The organism is Pedobacter terrae (assembly GCF_900100705.1).
Lineage (GTDB): Bacteria > Bacteroidota > Bacteroidia > Sphingobacteriales > Sphingobacteriaceae > Pedobacter > Pedobacter terrae.
Genome location: NZ_FNCH01000005.1, coordinates 99,356 through 112,552, shown reverse-complemented (window position 1 = coordinate 112,552; position 13,197 = coordinate 99,356). Strand labels below are relative to the sequence as shown.

The 13,197-nt window shown below is 40.7% G+C and carries 7 protein-coding genes; 6 read left to right on the top strand and 1 reads right to left on the bottom strand.

All coding sequences use genetic code 11. From position 1 onward, the window contains the following. Positions 1-50: 50 nt before the first annotated feature. The 6 genes from BLR60_RS08360 (at position 51) to BLR60_RS08335 (ending at position 11,159) form a co-directional block, all read left to right on the top strand. Complete coding sequence (locus tag BLR60_RS08360) at positions 51-1,232, top strand: FecR family protein (protein ID WP_090498711.1); 1,182 nt, start codon at positions 51-53, stop codon at positions 1,230-1,232. Positions 1,233-1,471: 239 nt separating this feature from the next. Continuing rightward, on the top strand, positions 1,472-4,984 hold the full coding sequence (locus tag BLR60_RS08355) for a SusC/RagA family TonB-linked outer membrane protein (RefSeq protein ID WP_167354704.1): 3,513 nt from the start codon (positions 1,472-1,474) through the stop codon (positions 4,982-4,984). Between the two features lie 5 nt (positions 4,985-4,989). Continuing rightward, on the top strand, positions 4,990-6,363 hold the full coding sequence (locus tag BLR60_RS08350) for a RagB/SusD family nutrient uptake outer membrane protein (RefSeq protein WP_090498708.1): 1,374 nt from the start codon (positions 4,990-4,992) through the stop codon (positions 6,361-6,363). A gap of 11 nt (positions 6,364-6,374) precedes the next feature. Continuing rightward, a complete protein-coding gene (locus BLR60_RS08345; RefSeq protein ID WP_143009044.1) occupies positions 6,375-8,363 on the top strand; it encodes a TlpA family protein disulfide reductase in 1,989 nt (662 codons plus the stop codon). Between the two features lie 5 nt (positions 8,364-8,368). Then, a complete protein-coding gene (locus tag BLR60_RS08340; protein WP_090498706.1) occupies positions 8,369-10,000 on the top strand; it encodes a S41 family peptidase in 1,632 nt (543 codons plus the stop codon). A 10-nt stretch (positions 10,001-10,010) separates the two neighbouring features. Further along, positions 10,011-11,159 carry an AhpC/TSA family protein gene (locus tag BLR60_RS08335; protein WP_090498704.1) on the top strand — a complete coding sequence of 383 codons (1,149 nt, stop codon included), beginning with the start codon at positions 10,011-10,013 and terminating at the stop codon, positions 11,157-11,159. A gap of 544 nt (positions 11,160-11,703) precedes the next feature. On the opposite strand, the gene BLR60_RS08330 is transcribed toward BLR60_RS08335, so the two are convergent. Beyond that, entirely contained in the window at positions 11,704-12,948 is a 1,245-nt protein-coding gene (locus BLR60_RS08330; RefSeq protein ID WP_090498702.1) for an arsenic transporter, read from the bottom strand. Between the last annotated feature and the right edge of the window lie 249 nt (positions 12,949-13,197).

The window sequence follows — 13,197 nt, the reverse complement described above, 5'->3', positions numbered from 1 at the left end:
CAACATTGCCCTGAGCTACCTGTCATACTATTATACTTCCTATAATAAACATGAACAAACAAACTATAAGTGGATTTATCAGAGACTATCTGCATAATAAACTTAATGAAAAACAAAAAGCCCAGCTCGAAACCTGGTATTTGTTAAAAGCTGAAGAAAATAACCCGGTTGATCTGCCAATAGAATACGAAAAGTTAGGAGCGAAAATCTGGAATAAGATTATTTCCGATGTTTCGCAAACTGAAGCGGAATTACCTAAAGTTCAAAAGCTGAAGAGACCATATAAAAGAATAATTTCGATAGGGATTGCTGCAAGCGTATTATTGATAGCTGGCATAGGTTACCTGATGCTTAAAAATAACAACACCAGTCCAGATCGGTTTGTGATTGCAAAAAAGTATGATCTGCCTGCTGGTACTGATAAGGCGATATTAACTTTATCTGATGGTAGGGTAATCGATTTAAATAAAGATGCTGTTGGAAAAATTGCTACTGAAGCTGGCATTGAAATTACCAAAGCTGCAGATGGAACTTTGGTTTATAAGGCTTTAAATACAAAAGGTAAAAGTATTGGTTTTAATACCATTAATACGCCTATTGGCGGGCAATACACGGTAATCCTGCCTGATGGGTCAAAAGTTTGGTTAAATGCGGGGTCGTCTTTAAAATATCCGACAGTTTTTGCTTCAAATGGCAGAAGCGTGACCTTAACAGGTGAGGGGTATTTTGAAATTGCGCATTTGGAAGGACCTAAAGGACGAGTACCATTCTCCGTAACCGTAGTCAAAAACCAAACACCATCAGAAAAAGTGGAGGTATTGGGTACGCATTTCAATATCAATGCCTACGCTGATGAACCATTTATTAATACTACTTTATTAATGGGGAGTGTAAAGGTTGCATTGAATAACAACAAAACTACATTACTTAAACCCGGGCAACTGGCGAGGTTAAGTAATGAAAACATCCAGGTACAACAGGCAGATACCGAAATGGCAGTTGCCTGGAAAAATGGAGAGTTTGTATTTAGAGAAGATTTACATAGTGCGATGAGAAAGGTAGCTAGATGGTATGATGTGGAAATCGTATATGAAGAAACTGCACCAGAACATTTAATGCTTGGCGGTTGGATGTCGAGAGGCACCAATATATCTGAAGTCCTCAATCATATTCAGTTAACAGGAAAAGTACACTTTAAACTTGAAGGAAGGAGGGTAATCGTTTCTAAATAAATTAAAAACGATTCCAAAAAAAACCAGAAGTGCTTGGCGGCACCCCTGGCTAATTGGCAGTCGACTACAAATAATCAACTAATAACCGCATAAGGTCCTGATTTAGAAGCCCGGGCCGAATGCAATAACCAAACAAACAAATGTATAAAAATTTTACTTCACAAGGGTTGCTTAACCGGCAGCTCCGAAAACTGCTACTCGTTATGCGACTAACTGCTGCGATTCTTTTGTTAACGTTTATGCAAATCAGTGCATCAACCAGGGCACAAAAAGTCTCCATTGTTGAGAAAAATGTACCATTGGAACGTGTACTTAAAGAGATACGTAAACAAAGCGGTTACAATATCATTTACGACCTCAGTATCGTTCTCGATGCCAAGCCTGTTTCCATCAATGTAAATCAGGTTAGTGTATTCGAGGCTGTACAAAAATCATTAAATAACCAGGCCCTTACTTTTTCGCTGGATGGTAAAACCATCGTAATTAAAGAAAAAAGTGTGACGGAAAAATTGGTTGACATTATAAAAGCCGTTGATGTAAAGGTTTCGGTAAGGGATTCCTCAGGCAGGCCACTTCCGGGAGCGAACATTTATAACAAAACCATCAATAAGATGTACACCACCGACAAAAACGGAGACCTGGTGATTAACGATGTGCCTGCCAATGGTTATATCCTGCAAATTAGTTACCTCGGCTTTAAGGGCGAGGAGATTTTCGTTGACCGGAAAACGGTTACTTATTATATTACGCTCAAACAATCTTCATCCGCGCTGGAGGAAGTGTCGGTGGTTTCCAACGGATATCAAAAAATAAGCAAGGAGCGTGCAGCAGGCGCTTATGCAGTCATTACTGCTAAAGAACTGGCAGCTAACCCCGCTGTAAACATAATGGCTCGCCTGGAAGGTCAGGTTGCCGGTGTTAAATTTGATGTTAAAAATAACAGTGTACAGATTCGCGGTGTAAATAATTATTCAGGGGGCAACGGTGTTCCATTGATCGTGGTAGACGGGTTTCCTTTGATGAATCCAAGTGATGCCGCGACCCTCACCAAACAGGTGGCCGGCAATACTTTTGGTAATTCAATTATCAGTAACATAAACATCGCAGATATTGAGCAGATTACCTTCCTTAAAGATGCTTCAGCAGCTTCTATATGGGGTTCGAGAGCAGCAAATGGCGTGATTGTTATAGAGACTAAGAAAGGAAAAAAAATTGCGCCTTCATTGAACGTCGGTTATACTTTTGGCATTTCAAAAAATCCATCCATTGCCGATTTACATTGGATGAACAGTGCGCAATACATCAATTTAGAGCAGGAAATGGTGGATAAAGGAATACTAGTTGATCCCGTTGCAACAATCGCACAAGATCCGAGTAATGCCATTTACACCCCCAACAACAGTGAAGCAACGGAGTGGATGTTCAGGGTTAAACGTGGTACGGCGACTGTGGCACAGCGCGATGCCGCATTAGCCGAAATTGCATCAAGAGATGGTATGAAACAGATTGAAGATAAATTATTGCAAAATGCAGTTAATCATCAGTATAATCTTTCTTATTCAGGGGGATCGGAATCGAGTACCTACTACATATCAGGAAACTATACAAAAGATATACCGGTTTTTAAAAGCAATTATGGTGAAAATGCTTTCGTAAATGCGAATACCTCAACCGATCTTTTTAATAAAAAAGTTACCCTGAGGGCATTGTTTAATTACCAATACTCCAAATCGCAATACAATGCAGCTGCAACAAATGCGCTATCCATTAGCACTACAGCATTACGCCCGTATGATTTATTGCAGGATGCAAATGGCAATAGTATTGGCAGAAATGTTACCATTACCGATGCTTTGGCAAATAAATTAGTAGGCCAGGGCTATCTGCCCTTTACTTACAATACATTAGATGAGTTGAATCTTTCAAATTCTATCGCGAAAAATAATGTGCTCAGGATGAGTGCAGGTTTAAACGGTAAAATTGCAAAATGGTTAAACGCTGATGTTTCCATATCCAATCAGCGGCAGTTTGGTAGCTCCTATACGCTGGATGATGCAAATAGTTATGCAGGCAGACTGCTTACAAATAACTTTACCCCGCTTGTTAATGGTCGGGCAGTTCCACCATCTTTTGCGGGTGGACGCTACATTACCTATGGGAATACGTCAACAGAAACGTCTATAAGAGGTCAGCTAAACTCCGACTTTAATATTGGCGGTAAACACCAGTTCAATGTAATTGCAGGTGCCGAAATCAGGGAAACCAATTCGGATAATACATCTGAAACCAGGTACGGATTTAACGCAGATACACGTACAGTTGCAACCGTTAATCCAACGCAACAATATCCGGATATTTATGGGTATGGCCAGTCTTTGGGTTCTAATTTAAGTAGCCTAATTGCTTACCGTAAGCGTTATTTATCTTATTATAGTAATGCATCATACAGTTATCACGAGAAATACTTTGTTACAGGTAGCGTCCGGTTTGACGATGCCACATTGCTGGGAGTTGACAGGCGTAAAAGAGCCGTGCCATTTTGGTCAGTTGGTCTGAGGTGGAATGCGAACAAAGAAGAATTTATAAAGAATACAGATTGGCTGAATGTACTTAGCGTTCGTGCAACCTTAGGTACAGCTGGTGTAGCACCATTGACTGGTACAAATGTGCCTATACTAGCAATAACAGGTACCGATCCACGAACCAACCAGCCAGTAGGCAATATTGATTTACCTGCCAATTCTGATTTGGGTTGGGAAACCACAAAAATGGCCAACCTGGGCGTGGACTTTGGATTTTTTAAGGGCAGGTTGAATGGAAGCTTTGATGTATATTTAAAAAGAACAACACGCATTTTAGGGAACTTTGCCTTCAACCCAACATACGGATGGTCGAACCTTAATTTCAATAGTGGAACCTTAAATGGCAATGGTTATGAATTCAGTTTAAACGGTGAAATTATCAGGGCTGGAAAGTTTAGCTGGAAATCTATATTGAATTTTGGCTATAATAACAATAAGGTTACTGATCAACGATATGCCAATAATGCCAGTAGTATAGCAGGAACAGCTGCAACGATTGAGGGAATGCCTCTGGGGGCAACCTATGTTTACCGTTTTGCAGGGCTTGACAATAAGGGACAATCTCAAATTTATGATCGCAACAACAAAATCATCAACAACACAACCAACCTTACCAATGCATTTACGAAAGAAGATTTGGTTTATGTAGGTAGAAGGTACGCGCCTTATACAGCAGGTTTCAACCATAACTTCAGCTACGGCCAGTTAGAATTAGGAGTGAGGTTTACAGGCTATTTTGGTCACATTTTCTTAAAAAATGCAGTGACCAATTATCCAAATTTTGCAGGCACATATTCGGGCGTTCTTGGTCGTCAGGAAGAACTGGATAATCGCTGGAGACAACCAGGTGATGAAGCCAAACCAGATGTCATTCCGGGATTAACAGACGTAAACTTTAACAGCATTAACCGCTACCGTTTCTCAGATGCATTGGTTCGTAAAGCGGATAACATCCGTTTTCAGCAGATTTCACTTGCTTATATCGTTCCGCAACGCTTCCTGCCCCGCAACTTTGTGAAATCTTTGTCACTATCGGCAAATGTGCAAAACCTGGGAATTGTCTGGCGCGCAAACAAGGATGGTCTTGACCCTGAATATATCAATACAGGAAATTTTGGTAGTACAACACCTACGCCAAGTTATGTTTTTGGAATCAACGCAACGCTTTAACCAACATGAAAAATAGATATTCAATTATATTGTTTGCCTTAGCAATTACTTTGGCAAGCTGCAGAAAATATGTGGAGATTGATCAGCTTTCAGTCAGGACATTAAAATATACTTCCGACTATAGAAATACCATGAATAATAATGGTGTTCTGGAAGGAACTTATTCTTACCCGATTCTGTCAGGTGATGATATAGACATCTCAGATGCGACAAGGCAAAACTCCCTTGGGGACATTTTAGGTAATGTGTACACCTGGGCTCCAAAGTATACTTCTGAAAGCCAAAGCGACTCCGATTGGGATAAGCTGTATAGAACCATTTATGTGTGTAACCAGGTTTTGGATGGTGTTTTAACCTCTCAGGATGGAACAGAGGCAGAGAAGCAGCGAATTTATGCGGAGGCCCTGGTTCACCGGGCCTATACTTATCTGATATTGGTAAACCTGTATGGCAAGCAATATAATGCGGCAACTGCATCAACCGATTTGGGCGTCCCGCTACTCACCACGTCAAATTTATTTACCAAATTAGATAGAGCCCCTGTTGCTGATGTTTATAAGCTTATATTAGGTGATTTAAGGACATCCATAAGCCGTTTACCTGCGCTTGCGGAGTACAACGTACGTCCGGCGAAAGTATCAAGTTATGCCATATTTGCCAAGACCTATTTGAATATGCGCGATTTTAACAATGCAGCCTTGTATGCGGATAGCGCCCTGGCTTTGCAAAGTGGCTTACTCGACCTGAAAACTTACGAAAATGCCGCAGGGACCATTCCGGTAAGATTGTCAAACCCTGAGATCATGTTTTCAAAGGTTGCAGGTGTGGCTTATGCTGCTACATCCCTAAGTAGTGATTTACTGACTTCGCTTGGAACAACAGATTTACGATACAAGCTTTTTACAGATGTTGGAAGTCGGTTTAGAGGCCAGTTTAGCGCTTCTTTCACCGGAAGGGCATCTACCAAATATATGGGTAATGAGTTTAACATCCTGAATAACGGCCCTACTGTGCCGGAGATGATGCTGATTAAAGCAGAGTGTTTAGCCAGGGCTGGAAAAACTGCAGATGCGATAACTTTGGTCAATAATTTGAGAATTAAGCGCTTTACAACGGCCAATTATATTCCGTTAACAGCAGCAAGTGCCAGTGATGCACTTCGTATCGTTGTTGAAGAGAAAAGAAGAGAGTTTTTTGGAACAGGTATGCGCTGGTTTGATCAGAAGCGTTTAAATCTGGATAACGATTTCGCCGTAACAAAAACCCGCAGTTTTAAGGGGGTTAATTATACTTTACAGCCAAATAGTAACCTTTATTTATATCCTATAGGAGATAAGTACATTCTGCTAAACCCTGAATTGCAACAAAACCCGAGATAGAAAATCAACCCATGAAAAAACATTTTTTTAGAAAATGTATGCTACTGCTTTGCCCGTTTTTCGGGCAGCAGTTAGCTGCACAAACGGTAACCTGGCAGCCCGAACCACTAAAACAAAACCAGAAAATCAGCTTTCAATACCAGCCGAAAGGTGGCGATCTCGAATTTAGTGACGGTCCTAAAGCACTAGCGGCCGTGTACAGCGGTAGCAAATGGAACACTGTTCCTGTTCAGTTAGAGAAAAAAAACGACCTATGGACCGGGAGTTATCAACTTCCCAAACACGCGGTATTAATCGCTTTGAAATTTTATCAAGGTGACCTTCAGAATCCTGAAGCTCTCGACATTCAAAATGGCAAAGGCTATTATCATGAGATTGTAGATACCAAAGGAAAAATAGTCCCGGGTACCTACCTGGCAGAAGCTGGTTTGAAAGCAGGTGCAACCGGCGATTGGACGATCAACAGTTTTATTAGTCCTTCCAAAGATCAAAAGATGATTGATTCTTTGTTGCAAAAGGAAGAAAAGCTTTCTAAGCGTATACCAAGAACACTTTTGTTCGATTATCTGGATCTTAAACAACTCACCTTAACTGCTTCTGAGTTCAACGCAATGGCTGATAATCTGTTAAAAAGCGAACTTAAAAAGGGGAATCTTAACGAACAGTTTTTGGCACAGGCACAACGTTATTACGAAAAATTGAAAAATGCAAGTGGTTCAGCTACAGTAGAATCAATTATTTTCAAAGATTATCCTAAAAGCAGCACAGCAAGATTTTTAGCCTTCAGAAAATATACGCAGGGAAAATACGGAAAGGATTTAGAAACAGGCGCTGAAGAATTTCTGAAGGCTTTTCCATATCTGGAATGGAAGAAATCACCGGACAACCAGTCATATATATATTATACGGTGTTTAGAAACCTCGCAATACAATATATTGAAAGCGGACAAAACGATAAATTTTTAGGGCTGTTTAAGGACATTGATTTTAAAACTGCCAACGAAATCTACCGATGGAACATCACCCGCAATCAAATGTCGGGACGAGGCGATCAGAAACGGCTTTATGAAGATAGCCGCATAATTATGCCTTATCTTTTGGAGAGACAAAAGGACAAATCTTACTTAGCAGATTTTGGTAATGATGCGGAAAAAGCACAGGAAAATGCGAATAATCAAATGGACGATCGGTTGTTTACGCACATCGCCCTTGCAAATGCGCAAGGTGATTATGCCGGGGCAAACCAGTACTTCAAATATTTATCAAAAAAAGGAGCCATCGGAAACGCTGATTTAAATGCAATGCATGTCAATATCCTGGAAAAATTGAACGATACTAAAGCCATTAAGCCATTTTTGGAATCAAGTGTGGCTGCTAATGCAGTAACGCCAATCATGTTTACGAAACTTAAAGAACTTTATAAAATTGAGCATGACGGTAAGGACGAAGGATATGAGCAATACCTTGCTGGTTTAACGCCCTCGGATAAGAAAAGTGAAATGAGGGCACATGTAATGGCAAACATGGTTAATTACCCGCTTACACCATTTAGCTTAGAAAATGCTGAAGGTAAAATGGTTAATTCCAAAGATTGGGCAGACCAAATTGTGGTCATCGACTTTTGGGCAACATGGTGCAGACCATGCATTGAAGCTTTTCCGGGTATGCAACTTTTGATAGACCAGTATGCGAAAGATCCGAAAGTTGCCGTATATATGATCGGTACCATGCAGTTTGGCGATTATAAAACAAAGTCTGTTAAGTATGTACGTGACAATAATTACCGTTTCAATCTTTTACATGATGCGGTGGGACCGAAAGGCGAACAGGATCAGGTTTTTAGAAGCCTGACACCATTGTTTAAGTCTTCGGCGATTCCACGTAAAATCATCATCAAAAATGGTGTGGTTCGGTATAGCTCAGAGGGTTATTCAGGTAGTCCGAGCCAGTTAAGAGATGAGTTGTCTACAGCAATAGAAATATTAAGGGCAGAGAAATAAATAAAATGAAGAGATCGAAAATATTGTGGAGCATACTTGTGCTATTGATTAGCTATAATGCCCATGCACAAATGAATCCGAAAATAAAACTGCAGGATGCACTTAAACTCATTCAGGATAACTATGTAGATCCGGTAAATGACGAACAGGTTGTTGACGCGGCAATCAAAGCGATGTTAAGCAGCCTCGATCCGCATTCCAGCTACATTAGCCGCGAAGAAATCGAAGCCATGAATGAGCAAATGACCGGCAGTTTTGCAGGCATCGGTATCTCATTTGCAATGGTGGCTGATAGTACCTTTATAACGGGTATTAATCCTGATGGGCCGGCAGCAAGGGCAGGTTTGCAGGTAGGTGACCAGATTAAATTGGTTGACGGAGCCTCTATTTATGGCAAAGGTTTAAAAAACCAGGATGTGATGCGGATGTTGCGGGGTGAAAAAGGAAAAGCCGTTAAGTTAGGTGTTGTTCGCAAGTCGCAAACTACACCGCTCGAATTTAATGTGATGAGGGAACAGATTGCCGATCTCTCCATCAATACGAGCTATATGGTGAGCAAAAATGTAGGCTATATTTCGCTGGCTATATTTAGCCAGTCGACCAGAAGGGAAATGGATGCAGCACTAAAGAAGTTAAAGACTTTAGGTATGACCAAATTAATCCTGGATTTACAATCTAACGGTGGCGGACTTGTTGAAGCTGCTATTGGTGTGGCGGATGAATTCCTGGCCAAGGATAAACTGGTTTTCTATTCAGTAACCAACTCCGGTGTAAAAGATAATTATATGACTGGTGGTTTTGGCCAGTTTATGACAGGGGATCTTGTCGTGTTGATTGATGAGTCAACGGCTTCATCAAGCGAAATATTGACTGGTGCATTACAGGATTGGGACAGGGCTGTGGTAGTTGGCAGAAGAAGCTTTGGTAAAGGTATCATGCAAAAAGGTCTTGAACTGAGCGATAGTTCTGTAATCAAATTGACAGCAGCACGCTACTACACGCCATCTGGCAGATCGATTCAAAAGCCCTATGCTAAGGGTAAAACGGATTACTTTGAAGATTTTAACCGGCGTATGGCTTCTGGTGAACTTACTGAAGGAGGACATGTGAACTTTCCGGATTCTTTGAAACACACCACCCTCCTGAATAAAAGAACGGTTTATGGTGGGGGCGGGATTATGCCAGATAAGTTCATACCAATCGATACGGCACTATACAGCGCATGGTTAAATAAATTGATGAACAGCGGACGGGTAACCCAGGCGGCTTTCAATTATGTACAACAAAACCGAAAAAACTTAACAGACAGATATGCTGACTTTGATGCTTTTGATCATTCCTTTATCATAGATGAGCAAATGATTGATCAGATCATGACCAGCGCGATTAAACAGGGACTTAAACTACCACCGGTAACAGATCAGGTAGCGAGAAAAACCATTGCTGTAGAATTAAAGGCAGAAATGGCCGATATGCTCTACTTAGGTAAAGGCTATGCACTTCGCATTCGAAATGAAGCGAGTACCGCTTTTAGTACCGCATTGGATATCCTAAATAACCAAAAAATCTATAATCAATTCCTGGAAGCTAAACCTTCTAAAAATACAAGCGCTCCAACCAAAATCACGAAAAAATAATCTATAAACCATGAAAAAGACATTATTGGTAGCAACATTAGTAATAAGTGCTTTTGTTGCCTCGGCACAGACAGGCTATGTGATCAAAGGTCAGATCGGCAAACTGGGCAAGCCCGCAAAAGCCTTTCTCTTAATTAGACTGGAAGGGAAGGAAAAACTAGATTCAGTAGAACTGGTTAACGGGGCTTTCACATTTAAAGGTTCAGTTCCATCACCAATGGAGGCTACGCTTCGTTTGAAACACGACAAATCCATTGATACACCCGGACGACGCATTAAAATTGATGGCATGGCGATCATTCTTGGAAACGAGAATATCACCATTACCGGAAAAGATTCCATTAAAACGGCTACAATCAAAGGTTCCACTTTAACAGATGAGAGCAAAAAAGTGGATGCTCTTTTAGCGCCTATTTATGGAAAACTGAAAGCCCTGGAAAAAGAATTTGCTGATCAGCCAGAAGCGAAAAAACAGGATAAAACCTACATCATGGATCTGGAAAAACGGGCAAGAGTGATAGAGAAAGAGATTTTTGATGCAAAAATTAATTATGTGAAGCAAAATCCGAATAAGTATATGGCTTTGATGGCACTTAATTCAACCTTAGGTCCGGGTTTCGATGCCATAGAGATGGAAAAAATCTTCGCCAATATTTCTCCTGAACTGAAGTCTTCTTTTTTTGGAAAGCAAGTAGCTGAGCGTATTGCTCACTATAAAAAAACACAGGAAGGTGTAGACGCGCAAGATTTTACCCAACCCGATGTAGACGGTAAAATGGTTAAACTTTCTGATTACAAAGGAAAATATGTGTTGGTCGACTTCTGGGCATCATGGTGTGCACCATGCCGAAGAGAAAATCCAAATCTTGTTAAGATTTACGAACAATATAAATCAAAAGGATTCGAAATTCTAGGCGTATCAATGGATAAGGCAGCTGATAAAGCAAAATGGCTTAAAGCCATCGCTGATGATAAACTGACCTGGAGACAGGTTGGAGATTTAAAAGGATGGGAAAACGATGCAGCAGCCAAATACGAGGTTAAAGCGATCCCTATGAATTTTTTAATTGATCCAAGTGGAAAAATTATCGCTAAAGAGCTTAGAGGTGAAGCCTTAGAAGCGAAAATCAAAGAAATATTTGACGGACGCACTAAGTAAAACATCTTATAGTTAATGATGACTAATGCAGGTTGATGGATGTCGCCTGCATTTTTTGTTATTAAAGTGAAGTCGTCATTCTCGCGCAGGCGGGAACCACGAAGTGCTCAGCGAAGCTAATCTTAAAACGCTTGCATTACGATTATTCATAACCTCAATTCGATTAATATTCATAATAAACTGGCTAATTTTAAGCCCTTTGAACTACCGCGATCGTCATGCTGATCAGATATCTATCGGATTTATTTTACCAGTAGAGATGGTATTTTAATTGCCCTGTAGCTACTTGGTGGTCAGCATCTTTCCTGATAGATAGACCCTGAAATAAATTCAGGGTTACGCTAGGAATGAAATGTCTGTAATATACTTTTAAAGGGGTATTAATAATCGAACTGAGGTTCATAAGTGTTTTTTATTCATGACTATTCTTAAGCACTTCGGTTCTCATCCGAGAACCATCGGATCGGGTTGGAATGACGATCCCCTATAACTTACAACTCTGAGAAAAAAAGCTGTCACTCATATTGATTTTCAGATCACCAGATCAAATCCACAAGGAGAGTAGGGCAACTACTAGCGCCGCTGTCATAATTATGCTTCCCAGTTTTAAAAATGTCCAGGAACTTACTTCCTGTCCCTCTCTTCTTAAAGCCACCAGCCACAATATGGTAGCCAGCGAACCGGTTATAGAGAGGTTGGGACCAAGATCTACGCCGATCAATACCGCACTTTTAACCATATCCGGTGTATGCGCATTTTGCAATACACTGCCCGCTATTAATCCGGCAGGCAAATTATTCATTAAATTACAGGCTATTGCGGTTACAGCACCACTAAGCCACACGGCTGCCGTTTCAGACTGTGCTATCGCATCATTTAACCATGTACTTAAATGCTGGATCATCCCGGTTTTATTTAGCGCTTCAACCACTATAAATAAACCTGCTACTAAGGGAAGCACCGCCCATGATATCCCTTTAATCACGTTCACAGGATTTTTTCTTGCGCTGGCCAATACGACGGCACTAGTGGCAACACCAGTAATCAAGGTAGGCAATCCAAGTTCAATATTCAAAGCCGAAGCGGCCAATAAAACCGCTGCAGTTCCACCGATTCCGACTAAAGCTGTCTTACCGCCGCGGCTTAATTCAGGTAAATCAATCTCCGTTCTGATTTTTTGTTTTAAACAAGCCCGTTGAGAGAATCGGAGCATAAAATAAGTTACGGTAATAGCACATATGGATGGGATGAGATACAGGCCGAGCCAGTGCATTAACGATGGCATGTGCGTGCCATAAATCACCAAATTGGCAGGGTTAGAAATGGGCAGCATAAAAGAAGCTGCATTGGCAATGAATGCACATATTAATAAATAGGGCAGTGGTTTTTCTACTTTCGCTGCTTTAACCGCTGCGGCCACAGCCGGCGTTAATACAACAGCAGTAGCATCATTGGAGAGGAATGTGGTTACCACCACGCCAACCAGATAGATTAGCAAAAACAATCTTCCCGAAGATCCCCCGGCCCTTAAAGTGGCATGGGCGGCCAGCCAATCAAATAGTTTTTCTTCCCGGGCGGTTTCAGCCAGTAACATCATGCCCGTAAGAAATAAATAAACATCCAGACCTTTTGCGATTCCAGAAAAGGCATCAGAAAAGGTAATCAACTCGAACAGCAATAATAAGGCAGCTCCACTTATGGCGTATACCGCTTCGGTAACTTTAAAAGGCCTGATGATCACACCTGCTATCGCGAGGAAAGAAATAATCCAGATGAGTATGTTAGTCATATTTTATAGCGCTAAGATATTGCTTTTTCCTTAGCTGTTGTGGCACATGGAAACATCTGCCAGCACAAATATTTTGTTCATTTAATTAAAATAACCCCGATATTTTGATTGGAGCATTATTATATTTCATGTTAAATTAAAAAGCTTAATATTAAATTTAATAGGGGTTTTCTTAACATTCCGATGCTTTTTCCTTTCCGAATTTAACAATTCAGTATTTTTTACATCATAAATCCCTAACCAAACAAG

Coding starts and splice junctions, on each gene's coding strand:
- BLR60_RS08335 (WP_090498704.1), top strand. CDS start 10,011: ATGAAAAAGACATTATTGGTAGCAACATTAGTAATAAGTGCTTTTGTT.
- BLR60_RS08345 (WP_143009044.1), top strand. CDS start 6,375: ATGAAAAAACATTTTTTTAGAAAATGTATGCTACTGCTTTGCCCGTTT.
- BLR60_RS08340 (WP_090498706.1), top strand. CDS start 8,369: ATGAAGAGATCGAAAATATTGTGGAGCATACTTGTGCTATTGATTAGC.
- BLR60_RS08355 (WP_167354704.1), top strand. CDS start 1,472: ATGCAAATCAGTGCATCAACCAGGGCACAAAAAGTCTCCATTGTTGAG.
- BLR60_RS08350 (WP_090498708.1), top strand. CDS start 4,990: ATGAAAAATAGATATTCAATTATATTGTTTGCCTTAGCAATTACTTTG.
- BLR60_RS08360 (WP_090498711.1), top strand. CDS start 51: ATGAACAAACAAACTATAAGTGGATTTATCAGAGACTATCTGCATAAT.
- BLR60_RS08330 (WP_090498702.1), bottom strand. CDS start 12,948: ATGACTAACATACTCATCTGGATTATTTCTTTCCTCGCGATAGCAGGT.